The sequence below is a fragment of the Streptomyces asiaticus genome (assembly GCF_018138715.1).
Taxonomy (GTDB): Bacteria; Actinomycetota; Actinomycetes; order Streptomycetales; family Streptomycetaceae; genus Streptomyces; species Streptomyces asiaticus.
Genome location: NZ_JAGSHX010000006.1, coordinates 2,726,109 through 2,741,991, shown reverse-complemented (window position 1 = coordinate 2,741,991; position 15,883 = coordinate 2,726,109). Strand labels below are relative to the sequence as shown.

Sequence of the window (15,883 nt, the reverse complement as noted above, 5' to 3'; positions counted from 1 at the left end):
GGCAAGCATGGCAAGGCGGAGGAGGGAGGCGACGCGGAGGGGGCACCTCCCAGCGGTAGCTGGGGGAGTCGTCGACCGACGACAACGCCGCCAGGCGCCGCCCATCGCCCCGCGACGCCGCCCCACCTATCCGCGCGCCCTCTTAAGCCCCGGCCTGCTGGAAGAGCCGCGCCCCGAGGGTGACGGCCACCGCCGCGAGCGCGGTGGCGACCAGCGCGGCCAGCGCGATCTTCCCGTCCCCGTACTCCCCGGCGAAGGCGGCCCGCACTCCGTCCACGAGGTAGCGGAACGGCACGAAGTGCGAGGCGATGTCGAGCCAGCGGGGCCCGAGCGACATCGGCAGCAGGATCCCGGACAGCAGCATCGCGGGCATGGTGACGGAGTTGATGACCGGCGCGAACCCCTGCGGCGAGGACACCCGCATCGCCAGCGCGTAGGAGAGCGAGGCGAGCGAGACGGTCAGCACACCGACGAAGACGAAGCCGATCGCCACGCCCAGCACCGGGGCGCGCAGCCCGAGCGCCACGGCGACGCACACCAGCATCAGGGACTGCGTCAGCAGCAGTACGACGTCCTTGAGCACCCGGCCCATCAGCAGCGCCAGCCGGCTGACCGGGGTCACCCGCATCCGCTCGACGACGCCCGTACGGCGCTCGAGGATCAGCCCGATCCCGGTGAACGAGGCGCTGAACAGGCCGAGTTGGACGAGGATGCCGGGGACGATGGTCTGCCAGGAGCCGGCCGGGCCGCCGAGCGGCAGATCGGTGAGCAGCGGGCCGAAGAAGACGAGGAAGAGCAGCGGCTGGACCATCCCGAAGATCAGGGCGGGTTTGGAGCGCAGCGTCTGGCGGGCGTAGCGGCCGAATATCAGGGCCGTGTCGGAGACGAGATGAGGCATCGGGCCTTCTTCCGGGGCTTGGGGGCGGGTGTCCTGGTCAGACGGCGAGCGGGGCGGGGTTCCGGGGGGCGGTGCCGCGCCCGGTGATGGCGATGAAGGCGTCCTGGAGGGTGGCGCCCGCAGCGCCGCCGTGCTCGGCCTTGAGCCGCTCCGCCGTCCCCTCGGCGGCCACCAGCCCCTGGTCGACGATGACCAGCCGGTCGGACAGCGCCTCCGCCTCGTCCAGGTAGTGGGTGGTCAGGAAGACCGTCATGCCGTGCTCGGCGCGCAGCCCGCGGATCAACTGCCAGAGGTCGGCGCGGCTGCCGGGGTCGAGCCCGGTGGTCGGCTCGTCCAGGAAGAGGATCTCGGGCCGGTGGACCAGGCCGAGGGCGATGTCCAGCCGCCGCCGCTGACCGCCGGAGAGCGCGGCGCAGGGGCGGTCCAGCAGCTCGGCCAGGCCCAGGTCCCGGGCCAGCTCCCCGGCGCGGGCGTCCGCCTCGGCCTTGCCCATCCGGTAGAGCCGCCCCTGGGTGACCAGCTCCTCCCGTACCGAGACGGTCGGATCGACCCCGCCGGACTGGGCCACATAGCCGATCCGCCGGCGTACCCCGGCCGGATCGCGGGCGAGGTCGTGCCCGGCGACGGTGGCGCTGCCGCCGGTGGGCGGGAGCAGCGTGGTGAGCATGCGCAGCGTGGTGGTCTTGCCCGCTCCGTTGGGCCCCAGGAAGCCGAGGATCTCACCGCGCTCGACGGTCAGGTCGATACCGCGCACGGCCGCCACGGGGCCGCGCTTGGTCCGGAAGGTGTGGGTGAGGCCGTTCGTCGTGATGACTGCCATGGGGTCCAGAAAAACAGAGGCGCACCAATTTTGCAATCACCCCAAAAATCAATGAGCCCCAGCGAAGCTAGGATGAGGCCATGGCGGAAGGGCTCAGGGAACGGAAGAAACGGCAGACCAGACAGCACATCTCGGACGTCGCGACCGGGCTGTTCATGGCGCGCGGCTTCGAGGCGGTCACGATCGCGGAGATCGCCGAGGCGGCCGAGGTCTCCGTCAACACGGTCTACAACTACTTCCCGACCAAGGAGGACCTCTTCGTCGACCGCGAGGACGAGGTCGTCGACCGCCCCTCCCGGCTCGTACGGGACCGCGCGCCCGGACAGTCCGCGGCGCGGGCGCTGATGGACCAGCTGCGCCAGGACATCCGCGAACGGCACGCCTATGTCGGGCTGAGCGAGGGCTACGACCGGTTCCGGCAGGTCATCGTGGAGTCCCCGACGCTGATGGCCAGGCTCTTCACGATCCAGGGCAAGGCGGTCCACCAGCTCGGGGCCACCCTGCGCGAGGAGGCCGCGGCCGACCCCGGGGACCCCAGACCCGAGTTCATCGCCCACCAGCTCGTCGGGTTGCAGAACGCGGTGCTGCGCTCGATCATCCGCGGGCTCGCGGAGGGCGGCGGTGTGGACGCGGTCGCCGAGGACGCCCTCCGCAACGTCGACGTCATGGAGTCGCTCCTGAGCGACACGGTCCTCAACTATGCGGCGAAGAACACACCGTGACGCGCGTTACGAGGGGCTGCCCGCGGGGGTGAACGGGCGTTAAGGTCCGGCACATCGGACTGTGACCAAGTCGGACGGAATCAGAAGGAGTGTGTCGTGGCCAAGAAGCTCGCGGTCATCGGAGCCGGACTCATGGGGTCCGGTATCGCGCAGGTCTCGGCCCAGGCCGGCTGGGGCGTGGTGCTGCGCGATGTGACCGACGAGGCGCTGCGGCGCGGCACGGACACCATCCGGGCCTCGTACGACAAGTTCGTCGCCAAGGGCAAGCTGGCGGCGGAGGAGGCCGAGCGGGCGCTGGGCCGGATCACCACCACGACCGACCTCGACGCCGCCGCCGACGCGGATGTCGTGGTGGAGGCGGTCTTCGAGAAGATCGAGGTCAAGCGGGAGATCTTCGGCGCCCTCGATGAACTGGTCAAGGACGACACGATCCTGGCCTCGAACACCTCGGCCATCCCGATCACCAAGATCGCCGCGGCCACCCGCCGCCCGGAGCGGGTCGTCGGCACCCACTTCTTCTCGCCGGTGCCGATGATGCAGCTGTGCGAGCTGGTGCGCGGGCACAAGACGAGCGATGAAACCCTGGCCGCCGCACGGGAGTTCGCGGAGGGCGTCGGCAAGACCTGTATCGTCGTCAACCGCGATGTCGCGGGTTTCGTCACCACCCGGCTGATCTCCGCCCTCGTGGTGGAGGCGGCGAAGCTGTACGAGTCGGGGGTCGCCACGGCCGAGGACATCGACACCGCCTGCAAGCTGGGCTTCGGCCATGCGATGGGACCCCTCGCGACGGCCGACCTGACCGGCGTGGACATCCTGCTGCACGCCACCGACAACATCTACACCGAGTCGCAGGACGAGAAGTTCGCACCGCCGGAGATCATGCGCCGGATGGTCGATGCGGGGGACATCGGCCGGAAGAGCGGCGAGGGCTTCTACCGCTACTGAGGGCCTTGGTGCGGCGTCAGGCCCGGAATTCACCCTCCTGGGTGAATTCGGTATCGGTTCGCTTACAGACGGCAACTTCCTCGTGTGAGAGACAGTCAGTTCTGTAGACAGAAATGGCGCATTGACGACACGACGCACCGTATTGGGGAGCGCATATGCACATCAGGGGCGACCACGCCGAGCTGGTCGTCGGGGGCCGACTGGACGTCCGGAGCGCGGCGGACGCCCGTACGGCCCTGCACACCGCCGTCGACGCGGGCGGCGGGGATCTCGTCCTCGACCTGACCGAACTGGACTCCTGGGACGCCACCGGGCTCGGGGTGATCATGGGCGCGCACCGCAGGGCCGGCCGGGTGGGCAGACGGCTGGTGCTGCGCGGGGTGCCGCCCCAGATGCAGCGGCTGCTGGTGGCCACCCGGCTGCACCGCATCCTCGCGATCGAAGGCGGACTGGAGGCGGAGTCCCTGCCGCGTGTCTGAGCGGCGGGGACCGCCTGCCCCAGGGCCGGTGGGTTACCCGGGGTGGCGTGGGCCACCTCCGGCGCGGTGGATACTGTGAGCAGGTCCAGGCCGTCTGATACGGCCCGGGGTTCGGTGAACGCCGGACACATTCCCTACGGCGGCACCGGACCAGAAGCGAAGGCAGGCCGGGAAGCCTTACAGCACGCCACGCATCTGGGGGGCAAGGACAGTGGACCCGAAGAACCGCGGATCGCAGGAGCACGGCCACGACGAGACCGCGCCGGGTGCCGCTTCCGGTGCGTCGCGTGCGGCGGACGGCCCGGGGGACGGCCCGGGCGACGGCTCGTCGCGGCGCCCGACGGGGCCGACAGGGCCGATAGCGCCGACGGGGCCGACAGGGGACGTGCCGACGCCCGCGCTGGGCGCCCCGCTGCCCGGCGCGTCCGCCTCCCCGCCCTCCCTGCCCTCCTCCGCCTCTTCCGCTTCCTCTCCCTCCTCCGCGCCCGCTTCCGCGTCCCCGGCCCGCACCGCGCGCATCGTCGCCGGTGACCATCTGCTCACGGTCAACCCCGTCGACGGCAGCGAGATAGAACCCTGCCCACCCGGTGAGCGGCCCGCCCGGCCCGAGCGCCACGGCCCCGACGAGCGGGCCGAGTTGCGCCGCGCCGCCGCCGCGCCCCGCCCGTCCGGCACCGTCGTGCCCGAACTGCCGGTGCTGGAGCGCGACGAGGAGCGGGAGCGGCTCGCCCGGCTGCTCGCCCGCGGCCGCTCGGTGCGGGTCACCGGGCCCTCCGGCGCCGGGCGCAGCACCCTGCTGGAGGCCGTGGCCTCCGACTGCGAGCGGCTCGCGCCCGATGGTGTCGTACGCCTCTCCGGCTACCACCGCACCCCCACCGACCTCCTCCACGACCTCTACGCCGCCGTCCTCAGCGCCCCGCTCTACCGGCCGGACCGCGCGGAGCTGATGGCGGCGGTCCAGGAGATCGGCGCGGTCGTCGTCCTGGACGACATCGAGTTCGGCGGCGCCGCGCTGGACGAGTTCCTCGACGCGACCCCCGAATGCGCGTTCCTGATCTCCGCCACCCCCGATGTCCCGGCGCCGTCCCCCGACTCCCACCTGGAGGAGGTCTTCCTCTCCGGGCTCAGCCGTACGGCCGGACTCGAGCTGCTCGAGCGGGCCGCGCGACGGCCCCTGGACGAGGACGAGGCGAGCTGGGCCGCGGACCTGTGGTTCGAGTCCGAGGGGCTGCCGCTGCGCTTCGTCCAGGCGGGCGCGCTGCTGCGGCAGCGGGATGCCGAGCGGGACGCCCAGCGCGACGCCCAGCGCGACGACGCCTCCGCGCCGGAGGCCGAGGCCCCGCTGCCCTCGATCGCCGAGGCGGCGTCCCCCGCCGCGCTGCTCGCCGCCCGGCTGAGCGAGGCGGCCCGCGACGCGCTGCGGTTCGCGGTCGCGCTCGGCGGCGAATGCCCGGACCAAGTGCATCTGCGCGCGCTCTCCGCGGACACCCACGCGGACGCGGCCCTCGGCGAGCTGCTCGGCTGCGGCCTCGTCACCCCGGCCGGAGCGCACTACCGGCTGGCGGCGCGCGTCACCGCCCAGCTCGCGGAGGCGGGCTACGCCGACGAGGACGCCGGGCGCGCGCACACCGTCGCCCAGCACTACGCCTGGTGGGCCGGTCACCCCTCGGTGGCCCCCGAGCGCGTCGCGGCCGAGGCCGACGCGATCCTCGCGGCGATGACCGCGCTCATCGGCAGCCGCGAGGCGGGCCACGCCGACGCCGCCGTGCTCCTGGCCCGCGCCGCCGCGCCCGCGCTCGCCGCGGCGCTGCACTGGGGCGCCTGGGAGCGCGCGGTGCGGCACGGCCAGGAGGCCGCGCGGCTGGCGGGGCAGGTCGCGGACGAGGCGTACTTCCACCACGAGCTGGGCGTCCTCGCGCTGTGCACGGGCCATCTGGACCGGGCCCGCGCCGAGCTTGAGGCGTCCATCGGGCTGCGGGGCGTCCTCGCGGACAAGCGGGGCACGGTCGCGGGCCGGCGCGCGCTGGCGCTGGTCGCCGACCGCTCGCCCGGCTCGGCGATGGCCGGGGCGTTCGGGACGAGCGGTGGGAACCGTAAGGACGACGCGGCGCCCCCGGCGGCGGGCGGAGCGCCGGACGACACCGAGACCACGATCGTCACCCCGAAGGTGGCGACGACGACGCCGATGGCCGCCATGGGCGGCACGGCGGCGACCGCGGTGGTCCCGTCCGCCTCCCGGACCTCGGTGGCGGCCCCCGCCACCCCCACGGCCCTCACCGCCGCCTCCGCGCCCGCCGGGCCCTCGGGCGGCAAGCCGGGCGGTCTGCGGCGGCTGGTGACGCACGGTGGCCGGCGCAATGTGGTCGCGGCGGCCGCGGGTGTGCTGCTGGTGGCCGTGCTCGGCACCGTGGTGACCCTGGGCACCCTGGGCAACGACTCCGACCACCCGGCCGACAAGGTCAAGCCGGACCGTTCGGCCAGTCAGCGGGACGACGACAAGGGCCTGACCGCCGACGAGCCCACGAGCGGCACCAGCCAGGCCCCCCAGCCGGGCCTCAGCGGGGTGCCGAAGGCGTCCACGTCCCCGACCGCGCCGAGCGGCAGCGGTTCGCCCAGTGGCTCCACGGCGCCCAGCGGCCCGTCGTCCACGAGCGGCTCGCCCTCGGACACCGAGGAGCCGCCCTCCTCGCCGTCCTCGCACCCCACGACCTCCGACCCGGGGCCGACGACCAAGCCGCCGACGGGCAGGCCGACGACGCCGACCGGCGAGCCCACCAAGCCGACGCCCACGACGTCGTCCCCGACCACGACCCCCACCGGCGACACCTCCACCACCGCGAGCGCCCCCACGACCCACACGGCGTCGGGTACGGCCACCCCGTTCGCGTAGCGGCCCGGGAAGGCGGTGCGGGGGCGCCGGATCGCGCCAGGGGGCGCCACGCGCGCGTGGCGTGATCTGTTCGGCTCAGGGGGTGTCCGGACGCCTGCGGCGGGCTGTCCCCCTCCCCGCCCCTCCCCACAACTGGGGCTCCGCCCCAGCCCCCGCCCAGACGAGCCGAAAGCGCACGGCGACCGCCCAGCCATCCACCACACCGCCGCGCCGACCGCGATCAGCCCGCCGACGCAGGTGTCCACGACGCGACGGCCGACCCGCCAACCCCCGGGGGGCCAGGGGCGAAGCCTCTGGTGACGGGAGGCGTCGGGGAGGGGAGAACGTCGGTAAGCGACTCCACCGCGTGGCGGGCCCCGCCAGGGGCCCGGACCCCTGGGCCGCTGGGCCCCAGGCTCCCGGGCCCTCGGACCTCCGGACCTCCGGGCTCCCCGGCCTCCGGGCCCCTGGGCTGCTGGGCCCCAGGCTCCCAGGCTCCCGGACCTCCGGACCTCCGGGCTCCCCGGCCTCCGGGCCCCTGGGCTGCTGGGCCCCCGGACTCCTGGGCCGACGGGCTCCCGGGCCCCCGGACTCCTGGGCCGACGGGCTCCCGGGCCCCAGCCCCCGGACTCCCGGGCGGGCCGCCGGGCCTCCGGGCCCCGGGGTATCGGACCTCCGGACCTCCGGACCTCCCGGCCTCCAGGCCCCCGGGCCTCCGGGCTCCTGGTCCCCGGGGGTCCAGGGGTGGAGCCCTTGGTATCGGGAAGGGGCGGGGAGGGGAAAGCATCGCTGTGCGGATCCGCCGCGTGGTGGGGCTCCGCCTCGGGCCTCCGGGCCCCTGGGTCCCCGGACTCCCGGGCGCGCCTCCGGGCTCCCGGGCCCCTGGACCCCGGGCCCCCGGCCTCCGGGCCTCCGGCCTCCCGGGCCCCTGGACCCCGGACCCCGGGCGGGCCTCCGGGTCCCGGGCGGGCTCCCCGGCCTCCGGGCCCCTCGGCCCCCGGCCCCCGGTCCCCGGGGGTCCAGGGGTGGAGCCCTTGGTATCGGGAAGGGGCGGGGAGGGGAAAGCATCGCTGTGCGGATCCGCCGCGTGGTGGGGCTCCGCCTCGGGCCTCCGGGCCCCTGGGTCCCCGGACTCCCGGCCCCCTGGGTCCCCGGACTCCCGGGCGCGCCTCCAGGCTCCCGGGCCCCTCGGCCCCCGGGCCCCCGGCCTCCGGGCCTCCGGCCTCCCGGGCCCCTGGACCCCGGACCCCGGGCGGGCCTCCGGGCCCCCGGGCGGGCTCCCCGGCCTCCGGGCGGGCTCCCCGGCCTCCGGGCCCCTCGGCCCCGTGCCCTCGTGCCCCCGGGGTCCAGGAGCGGAGCCCTTGTATCGGGAAGGGGCGGGGAGGGGAGAAAGCATCGCTGGGCGGATCCGGCGCGTGGTCCGGCGGACACCCCGTGGGGGCCCGCTCCGGGGGCCGGGCGCGAGCCCGTATGACGTAGGAGAGGCTGGGGCGCACGGCCCCGGCCTCCCTCGTCGGAGCGGGCCCGCGTCAGAAGAGCCGGAGCTTGTCGTCCTCGATGCCCCGGAGCGCGTCGTAGTCCAGCACGGCGCAGCCAATGCCCCGGTCCGTGGCGAGGACGCGGGCCTGGGGCTTGATCTCCTGAGCGGCGAAGACGCCCTTCACCGGGGCGAGGTGCGGGTCCCGGTTGAGGAGTTCGAGATAGCGGGTGAGCTGCTCGACACCGTCGATCTCACCGCGGCGTTTGATCTCCACGGCGACCGTCGCCCCGTCCGCGTCGCGGCAGAGAATGTCCACAGGACCGATGGCGGTGGGGTATTCACGCCGAATCAGCGTCCAGCCATCGCCAAGTGTCTCGATACGATCGGCGAGCAGCTCCTGTAGATGGGCCTCGACACCGTCCTTGATCAGGCCGGGATCGACGCCGAGTTCGTGCGAGGAGTCATGGAGGACCTCCTCCATGGTGATGATGAGCTTCTCGCCCGCCTTGTTCACCACCGTCCACACATCGTCGTCGCCTTCCTTCAGCGTGCACGGCGGAGACATCCAGTTGAGGGGTTTGTAGGCCCTGTCGTCCGCGTGGATGGACACACTGCCGTCGGCCTTGACCAGGATCAGACGGGGTGCCGAGGGGAGGTGGGCGGTGAGGCGGCCGGCGTAGTCCACCGAGCACCGGGCGATGACGAGACGCATGGTCGGCAACGCTACTCGACCACCACCGCCGCACGCGATTCGTCCGTCGATGGACCCCTTCGGCGATGGCTGGTTGTGTGCCCATTCTCCTGGTGCGGGCGCAGTGGCCGAATTACCGTTGAAGCGGGCGGTCGTCGGACGGGTACGCTGCGTCGCCGTCCGCCCTTCCCATCCCTGAGACCCCGCTCGCGGGGTCGCGAGAGGAGAACCCATGTCGCTCGACGTCTCACCGGCCCTGCTCGAACAGGCCGAGCGAGGCGAGGTCGACGAAGCGGCCTTCGTCGACTGCGTCCGGAACTCCCTACCGTACGCATGGGAGATGATCAGCTCGCTGGTGGCCCAGCTGAAGGTGGACGGCGGGGAGTTCGCCGACAACCAGACGCCGCCGCCCGATGAGCAGGCACGCGGTCAACTGCTCCGCGCACTCGCCAGTGACGCGATACGCGGCGCGCTCCAGCGCCACTTCGGGGTGCGGCTGGCCTTCCAGAACTGTCACCGGGTGGCGGTCTTCCCGATGGACGCATCGGCCGACGAGCGCCTCGCCCGCTTCACCTCGGTCCGGGGGCAGCTCCTCAACCAGTCACCCGAACTCCGCGACTGCTGACGAGACGTACGCTGCCGCTCCACCAGGGGGAGGTGTATCAGCGCAGGAGCGGCAGCACCTCACCACCGAGCCGTCGTACGTTCTCCTCCGTGGCCGCCAGATCGCCCGACCCCTCGACCAGCAGCGCGAACCGGTGGATCCCGGTGCGCTCGGCGGTCGCCGCCAGCCGGTCGGCGCACAGCCGCGGCGAGCCCACCGGATGCAGCTCGCACAGCAGCTCCGCATAGGCCACCGGGTCGCGCATCCGGCGCTCCCGGCCGTCGACCGTCACATGCGCCTCAAGACCCTGCCGCAGCCAGCCGGGCATCGCCTTGGTCAGGATCTCGGCCGCCGCGGGGCGGGTGTCCGCGATCTGCACCACCCCGGCCGAGACATGGCGCGCCGCCACCGCCTCGACATGCTCCGGTGAACGGCCCGCCGCCAGCGCGGACTTCCGCCACAGGCCGACCACCTCGGCCTTCTCCTCGTCCCCGCAGTGCATGCCCAGCAGCATGGGCAGCCCGCGCTCGGCGGCCAGCCGCACACTGGCGGGCGAGGTGCAGGCGACGACGACCGGCGGGGCGTCCACCACCGGCCCGGCGAGGGCGTCGTCGGGGCGCGGCACCACCGCCACCTCGCGGAAGGCGAACCGCTCGCCGTCGGCCCCCACCCGGGGCTCGCGCAGCCAGCGCAGCAGCAGATCGAGCGATTCGGGGAAGCCCCGCTCGTACGCCCGCAGACCCGAGCCGAAGACCTCCAGGTCCACCCAGGGCCCGCCACGGCCGACACCCAGGGTGAACCGGCCACCGGAGAGGAGATGGAGCAGTGCCGCCTGCTCACCCAGCGCGACGGGGTGAGCGGTCGGGAGTACGCTCACCGCCGTACCGACGCCGATGCGGCGGGTACGTCCCAGCAGCAGGGCGGCGAGGGTCACCGCGGACGGGCAGACGCCATACGGAACGAAGTGGTGCTCGGCGACCCAGACCGCGTCCAGCCCGGTCTCCTCGGAGAGCTCGGCCGACCGGACCGCCCGGTGCAGCGCCTCTTCCTGTCCCTGGCCTGGGAATTGAGCGGCCAGGATGAAAGCCCCCACATCCATGGTGAAACTGCCTCCTTGTCGCGGCTGATGTGCCGGCGCGGGCATCCCCCCTCGTAGGCATTAACGCCTGACACGTGCCAAGGGCACGGCCGCGCATGAAGTTTTCATGATGATCAGAGCGTGGGTGTGGACGACGGCTTTCCCGGAGGGTGACCGTAGCGCGTACGCTGGTCACAGCCCGTTAGCTCCCAGCTTTGTCGAGGTGCCCCGTGTCTCCACGCCGAAACCGCCCGCGAGGCGGCGAAAAGCCCGTCGGCCACGAGAGTACGGACCGTTATGGCCTCGACCGCATGGAGACCTGGCAGGGCGAGGAGTGGGTGGTCCGGCAGGTCGGCGGCGGGGCGGCCGCCAAGCACTACCGCTGCCCGGGCTGCGACCAGGAGATTCCGCCGGGGGTGGCGCATGTGGTCGCCTGGCAGCAGCACATGGGCGCGGACGACCGGCGCCACTGGCACAAGGCGTGCTGGAACGCACGGGACCGCCGGAGCGCGAAGCTCCAGCGGTCCCGTAACGCGCCGCGATATTGACTCGGGCGCGGGCACGTCCGACTCGGGCGCGGGTACGTCCGACTCGGGCGCGGTACGTCCGACTTGAGCCCCGCGCATCCCTCTCGGGCCCCGCTCAGGACCCGTGAGCCCTACACGTCGCGCTTCTCCATCAGCACATAGGCGGCGATCATCGCCCCCGCCGTGACCACGGCCAGCGCCCACAGCTGGGGCCAGCCGCTGTTCAGGCTCTCGTCGATCCGGAAGAGGGAGGCCAGTGCCTGGGGCGAGGAGTACTCCTGCATCTTCTCCCCCAGATCGCGGAGGCTGTCCGACATCATCAGGAACGCGGGGAGGATGGCCGGGAGCAGCACCACACCGAGCATCGTGGTGATCGCGCCCGCCGAGTGCCGCAGCATGCAGCCGACGGCCAGCGAGAGCAGCCCCAGCAGCGACATATAGAGCCCGGCGCCGACCGTCGAGCCCAGGAGCTGCTCACTCGTGGGCTCCTGGACACCCGGTCCGCTGTGCATCCCGGTGCTGGCGAAGGCCACCAGCGCGAGCGCGAGGGTCGTGGTGGCGAACGAGAGGGTGAAGAACACCAGCGCCTTGGCGGTGAGCACCCGGGAGCGCTGCGGCGAGGCGGTGAGGGTGGTCCGGATCATCCCGGTGCCGTACTCGGAGGTGATCACGAGCACCCCGAGGGTGACGATGCACAGCTGGCCGAGCAGGGTGCCGAAGAACCCGGGGAGGGTGGTGGGGACGGTCTCGTAGTCGCTGTCGCTGGTGCTCGCCGCCACCAGGAGTCCGATCCCGGCGACCAGCGCGACCATCACACTCAGCGTCCAGATCGTGGAGCGCACCGACTTGATCTTGGTCCACTCGGAGGCGAGGGCATTGCCGAGGTGGGTCTGGCGGACCGGGATCGGCGAGGTGTACGGGCCGACACCGGCGTACGGCTGCGACGGAGGCCCGGAGGGCGCCGGATGATGCGGGGCCCCCTGCGGGGCCGCCTGCGGCGGCATCTGCGGAGGACCACCCTGCGGAGGGCCTTGCGGAGGGCCCTGCGGGGGGACGGGCGCCTGGTACTGCTGCTGGTACGGGGTGGTCATCGGGCGTCCTCGGTGTCGCTCTTGGTCAGATCGGCGGGGGCGGACGGCGCCGCGGGCGGCTGAGCCGGGGGAGCCGGGGGAGCCAAGGGAGTCGTGGGGGCCGCCGGAGTCGCCGGAGTCGCCGGGGGAGCGGTGGGCGGCATCGCGGGGGCGGCGGGAGCGCCGGACGGGGCCGCCGGGGCGGCGGGCATCGGGGCGCCCGGGGTGTGCGGGGCGCCCGGGGTGTGCTGCTGTGGCGGGGCCGGGGGTTCGGCGTAGCCCGGCAGTACGGTCCTCGGCGGGAAGCCCACCTGCTGTGCCGGAGCGCCCGGCGCATAGCCGTACGGACCGCCCTGCGGCACCGCGCCCGGCATCTGCTGCTGCAACGCGGCGCGCTCGTCGATGGTCGAGCGGTAGTCCACCGCGCCCTGCGTCATCCGCATGTACGCCTCTTCCAGCGACGCCTGGTGCGGGGAGAGCTCCCACAGCCGTACGTCCGCCCCATGCGCGAGGTCGCTGATGCGCGGCAGCGGCAGCCCGGTCACCCGCAGTGCGCCGTCCTGCTCCGGCAGCACCTGGCCGCCCGCCTCGCTCAGCGCGGCGGTCAGCTTCTCGCGCTGCCCCGGGTCACCCTCGGGGGTGCGGACGCGGGCGAAGTCCGCGGAGTTGTAGGAGATGAAGTCCCTGACGCTCATATCGGCGAGCAGCTGTCCGCGCCCGATCACGATCAGGTGGTCGGCGGTGAGCGCCATCTCGCTCATCAGATGGCTGGAGACGAAGACGGTGCGGCCCTCGGAGGCCAGCTGCTTCATGAAGTTGCGGACCCAGAGGATGCCCTCGGGGTCCAGGCCGTTGACCGGCTCGTCGAAGAGCAGCACCTGCGGGTCGCCGAGGAGGGCGGCCGCGATGCCCAGCCGCTGGCCCATGCCGAGCGAGAAGCCCTTGGAGCGCTTGCGTGCCACGTTCTGGAGGCCCACCACGCCCAGCACCTCGTCCACCCGGCGGGCCGGGATGCCGGACAGCTGGGCCAGGCAGAGCAGGTGCTGGCGGGCGCTGCGGCCGCCGTGCACCGCCTTGGCGTCGAGCAGCGCGCCCACCTGGCGGGGGGCGTTGGGGAGTTTGCGGAACGGATAGCCGCCGACCGTGACATGGCCGGCGGTGGGCTCGTCGAGGCCCAGGATCATCCGCATGGTGGTGGACTTGCCCGACCCGTTGGGCCCGAGAAAGCCGGTGACGGCGCCGGGCCTCACCTGGAAGGACAGGTTGTACACGGCCGTCTTGGCGCCGTAGCGCTTCGTGAGGCCGACTGCCTCGATCATTCTCCGCCCCTTATGAGCATGGGTCGGGCGTGCTCGCCCCGTGAGAGTTAGGAGGATAACGGCGTGTTGACGGTTCCTGTTACTCGGGAAATGAGAGCGCATCGTAACTCTTGGCGCCTCCGGAGCCTCCGGGGCCGCCGGGATCGCCGGGCTGCCCGTCCTCCGGGCAGCGGAGGAGGTCGGGCTGCGGCAGCGCCCAGCCCTCCTCCTGGAAGATCCGGGTGCCGGTGCTGCGTACCGCGGGGTCGCCGCCCGCGCGGGTGACCCAGGCGCGGGGGTCCGGGCCGAGGAGTGCGCGCAGCCGTGGTGAGCCCGCGAGGAGGCGGGTGAGCAGGGCGCTCTGGTCGCCGCCGCCAGGGAGAGGGCGTTCGGTGCCGTCCGGGGACATCAGCACTCCGCGCTCGCCGACGTAGAGGTACGCGCCGCGGAGCCGCTCGCCGGACGGCATGACCATCGGGTACTGGCTGCCGGGCAGCAGGACGCGGCGGTAGTTGGGGTACTCGGTGGCGTCCACGGCCGCGAGCTGCTCGGCGTCCAGCCAGCTGATGACGAGCGGGGTGCGGGCGCCGGGTGCCGTGTACGGGGCGGAGGCCACGTAGCCGTACCGGCCGATGTGGGCCGAGCAGCCGACCGCGATGCCGTGCACGTCGACCGGGACCATGGGGACGGTGGCCGGGTGGTCGGGGCGGGACAGCTTGTGGTGGAGCTGGGCGGGGGAGGCGTTGGAGCCGACGGCGATGACGGGGTGGCGGTGGGGGGTTGGGGGGTGGCCGAGCTGGGTGAGGACGGCGTCCAGCGACTCTTTGGGCGCGTCGTTGTCGCCGGGGCGTGGGTTGACCGTCCAGGTGCCGAGGCGCCCTGGGGTGGGGGTGAGGTCCCAGAGTTCACCGGTGGTGAGGAGGGTGGGGTGGGTGATGGGGCGGCCGGGGTAGGTGAGGGGTTGTTGGGCGGGGACGTCGGCGAAGCCGAGGGTTGTGAGGGTGCGGTCGGTCACGGGGGGTTGCCTGCCCCACCCCGCCCCTTCCCGAAACCGGGCCCCGCCCGGCCCCGCCGGGGGCTCCGCCCCCGGACCCCGGCTCCTCAATCGCCGGAGGGGCTGGGTTTGTCGGCCCCCGCCCGGGCCCATGCGGGGGCTCTGCCCCCGGGCCCCCGCTCCTCAATCGCCGGAGGGGCTGGTTTGGGCGGTGTTTGCCCGGCCCGCGCGGGGGCTCCGCCCCCGGACCCCGGCTCCTCGATCGCCGGAGGGGCTGGTTTGCCGGTAAACGCCGGAGGGGCTGGTTTGGGGCTCCGCCCCCGGACCCCGGCTCCTCAATCGCCGGAGGGGCTGGGTTTGTCGGCAATCGCCGGAAGGGCTGGGGTGTACATGCACGTGCCCCGCGCCGCTTGGGCGGCGCGGGGCATCGGGCGCTCCGTTGTGACCGTGGGTCACCGGGACTGCTGGGCCGGGACGCCGCGGGTGGCCGCCTCGTCCTCGCCCGGGGCACCGGCCGCGGCCACCGCCGCGCCGGTCAGCGTGGCCAGCATCTCGCGGACGTTGGTCAGCTGGGCGTTGATGCTGTCGCGGCGGTTGGTGAGGGCCGCGAGCTCGCGCTCGGATTCGCTGCGGATGCGGTCCGCCTTGGCGTTGGCGTCGGCCACGATGTCCTCGGCCTGGCGCTGCGCGGTCTCCACCGTCTGGCGGGCGCGGCGCTCGGCGTCGGTGCGCAGCTTCTCGGCCTCCAGGCGCAGCTGCTCCGCGCGGTGCTCGATCTCCGCGAGCCGCTTCTCGGCCTTGGCCTGACGCGAGGCCAGGTCGCGCTCGGACTGCTCGCGGCGCTTGGCGAGGTTGGTCTCGAAGTCGGCGGCGGCCTGCGCGGCCTTGGCGCGGGTCTCCTCGAAGAGGGAGTCCGCCTCCTCGCGCTTGGACTGGGCGTCCTTCTGCGCCTCCTGGCGCAGCGTGGCCGCCTCGCCCTTCGCCTTCTCGACGATCCGCGCGCCCTCGTCCTCGGCCTTGGCCTTGCGGTCGGCGGCGAACGACTCGGCGTCGTTGCGGACCTGCTGGGCGGCCGACTCGGCCAGCTCACGGTGCTGTTCGGCGGCGCGGCGAGCCTCCTCGCGCAGATCCTTCGCCTCTTCCTCGGCGAGACGGAGGATCTTCTCGACCCGGGCGCCGAGCCCCGCGTAGGACGGCTCCGAATCGTTGATCTGGGCCTGAGCGTTCTGCGTCTCGAGGTGCAGCTCCTCGATGCGCTTTTCCAGAGAGGTGATACGGGCCAGTGCACTGTCACGATCGGCGACGAGCTTGGAAATGCGGTCGTCCACCTGACCGCGGTCGTACCCACGCCGCACGAGCTCGAAGCCGAAGGGGGAGGAAGTGTCGCTCATGGGGTTCCTGTCGAAAG

14 protein-coding genes are annotated in these 15,883 nt (G+C 73.4%); 6 read left to right on the top strand and 8 right to left on the bottom strand.

The window, feature by feature from the left end:
* Nucleotides 1–142 precede the first annotated feature (142 nt).
* Nucleotides 143–898, bottom strand: a complete 756-nt coding sequence (locus tag KHP12_RS19180; RefSeq protein WP_086880449.1) for an ABC transporter permease — start codon at nt 896–898, stop codon at nt 143–145.
* Nucleotides 899–935: 37 nt separating this feature from the next.
* Nucleotides 936–1,718, bottom strand: a complete 783-nt coding sequence (locus tag KHP12_RS19175; RefSeq protein ID WP_086880448.1) for an ABC transporter ATP-binding protein — start codon at nt 1,716–1,718, stop codon at nt 936–938.
* Between the two features lie 80 nt (nt 1,719–1,798).
* On the opposite strand from KHP12_RS19175, the gene KHP12_RS19170 reads away from it, so the two are divergent.
* The 4 genes from KHP12_RS19170 to KHP12_RS19155 all read left to right on the top strand — a co-directional run bounded on the left by KHP12_RS19170 (nt 1,799) and on the right by KHP12_RS19155 (nt 6,754).
* The gene (locus KHP12_RS19170; RefSeq protein ID WP_086880447.1) at nt 1,799–2,440 is read left to right on the top strand and encodes a TetR/AcrR family transcriptional regulator; all 642 of its coding nucleotides are present in this window, start codon (nt 1,799–1,801) and stop codon (nt 2,438–2,440) included.
* Nucleotides 2,441–2,536: 96 nt separating this feature from the next.
* Entirely contained in the window at nt 2,537–3,385 is an 849-nt protein-coding gene (locus tag KHP12_RS19165; RefSeq protein WP_211833210.1) for a 3-hydroxyacyl-CoA dehydrogenase family protein, read from the top strand.
* 155 nt (nt 3,386–3,540) lie between these two features.
* Nucleotides 3,541–3,864: an STAS domain-containing protein gene (locus tag KHP12_RS19160; protein ID WP_014054940.1), complete on the top strand. Its 324-nt coding sequence runs from the start codon at nt 3,541–3,543 to the stop codon at nt 3,862–3,864.
* Nucleotides 3,865–4,075: 211 nt separating this feature from the next.
* On the top strand, nt 4,076–6,754 hold the full coding sequence (locus tag KHP12_RS19155; RefSeq protein ID WP_211833209.1) for an ATP-binding protein: 2,679 nt from the start codon (nt 4,076–4,078) through the stop codon (nt 6,752–6,754).
* Between the two features lie 1,508 nt (nt 6,755–8,262).
* On the opposite strand, the gene nucS is transcribed toward KHP12_RS19155, so the two are convergent.
* The gene (gene nucS, locus KHP12_RS19150) at nt 8,263–8,925 is read right to left on the bottom strand and encodes an endonuclease NucS (RefSeq protein WP_037951157.1); all 663 of its coding nucleotides are present in this window, start codon (nt 8,923–8,925) and stop codon (nt 8,263–8,265) included.
* Between the two features lie 211 nt (nt 8,926–9,136).
* Between nucS and KHP12_RS19145 the strand changes: the two genes are divergently transcribed.
* Nucleotides 9,137–9,529 (top strand): SCO5389 family protein, encoded by a 393-nt coding sequence (locus tag KHP12_RS19145; RefSeq protein WP_037951008.1) that lies wholly within the window; start codon nt 9,137–9,139, stop codon nt 9,527–9,529.
* Between the two features lie 37 nt (nt 9,530–9,566).
* Here the strand turns inward: KHP12_RS19145 and KHP12_RS19140 are convergent, their stop codons facing one another.
* Nucleotides 9,567–10,607 carry an LLM class flavin-dependent oxidoreductase gene (locus KHP12_RS19140; protein WP_037951006.1) on the bottom strand — a complete coding sequence of 347 codons (1,041 nt, stop codon included), beginning with the start codon at nt 10,605–10,607 and terminating at the stop codon, nt 9,567–9,569.
* A 209-nt stretch (nt 10,608–10,816) separates the two neighbouring features.
* On the opposite strand from KHP12_RS19140, the gene KHP12_RS19135 reads away from it, so the two are divergent.
* On the top strand, nt 10,817–11,134 hold the full coding sequence (locus KHP12_RS19135; protein ID WP_086886413.1) for an Rv1322 family protein: 318 nt from the start codon (nt 10,817–10,819) through the stop codon (nt 11,132–11,134).
* 110 nt (nt 11,135–11,244) lie between these two features.
* Here the strand turns inward: KHP12_RS19135 and KHP12_RS19130 are convergent, their stop codons facing one another.
* The 4 genes from KHP12_RS19130 to KHP12_RS19115 form a co-directional block, all read right to left on the bottom strand.
* On the bottom strand, nt 11,245–12,204 hold the full coding sequence (locus KHP12_RS19130; protein WP_086886414.1) for an ABC transporter permease: 960 nt from the start codon (nt 12,202–12,204) through the stop codon (nt 11,245–11,247).
* On the bottom strand, nt 12,201–13,502 hold the full coding sequence (locus KHP12_RS19125; RefSeq protein ID WP_210609871.1) for an ABC transporter ATP-binding protein: 1,302 nt from the start codon (nt 13,500–13,502) through the stop codon (nt 12,201–12,203). The genes KHP12_RS19130 and KHP12_RS19125 overlap by 4 nt, the downstream gene beginning before the upstream one ends.
* 79 nt (nt 13,503–13,581) lie before the next feature.
* Nucleotides 13,582–14,496, bottom strand: coding sequence for a hypothetical protein (locus KHP12_RS19120; protein ID WP_211833208.1), 915 nt, complete (start codon nt 14,494–14,496; stop codon nt 13,582–13,584).
* A 431-nt stretch (nt 14,497–14,927) separates the two neighbouring features.
* On the bottom strand, nt 14,928–15,866 hold the full coding sequence (locus KHP12_RS19115; protein ID WP_037958439.1) for a coiled-coil domain-containing protein: 939 nt from the start codon (nt 15,864–15,866) through the stop codon (nt 14,928–14,930).
* Nucleotides 15,867–15,883 lie beyond the last annotated feature (17 nt).

Excerpts from the sequence above, each read along its gene's own strand:
- KHP12_RS19180 (WP_086880449.1), bottom strand. The coding sequence starts at position 898 with ATGCCTCATCTCGTCTCCGACACGGCCCTGATATTCGGCCGCTACGCC.
- nucS (WP_037951157.1), bottom strand. The coding sequence starts at position 8,925 with ATGCGTCTCGTCATCGCCCGGTGCTCGGTGGACTACGCCGGCCGCCTC.
- KHP12_RS19125 (WP_210609871.1), bottom strand. The coding sequence starts at position 13,502 with ATGATCGAGGCAGTCGGCCTCACGAAGCGCTACGGCGCCAAGACGGCC.
- KHP12_RS19140 (WP_037951006.1), bottom strand. The coding sequence starts at position 10,607 with ATGGATGTGGGGGCTTTCATCCTGGCCGCTCAATTCCCAGGCCAGGGA.
- KHP12_RS19175 (WP_086880448.1), bottom strand. The coding sequence starts at position 1,718 with ATGGCAGTCATCACGACGAACGGCCTCACCCACACCTTCCGGACCAAG.
- KHP12_RS19160 (WP_014054940.1), top strand. The coding sequence starts at position 3,541 with ATGCACATCAGGGGCGACCACGCCGAGCTGGTCGTCGGGGGCCGACTG.
- KHP12_RS19170 (WP_086880447.1), top strand. The coding sequence starts at position 1,799 with ATGGCGGAAGGGCTCAGGGAACGGAAGAAACGGCAGACCAGACAGCAC.
- KHP12_RS19115 (WP_037958439.1), bottom strand. The coding sequence starts at position 15,866 with ATGAGCGACACTTCCTCCCCCTTCGGCTTCGAGCTCGTGCGGCGTGGG.
- KHP12_RS19130 (WP_086886414.1), bottom strand. The coding sequence starts at position 12,204 with ATGACCACCCCGTACCAGCAGCAGTACCAGGCGCCCGTCCCCCCGCAG.
- KHP12_RS19145 (WP_037951008.1), top strand. The coding sequence starts at position 9,137 with ATGTCGCTCGACGTCTCACCGGCCCTGCTCGAACAGGCCGAGCGAGGC.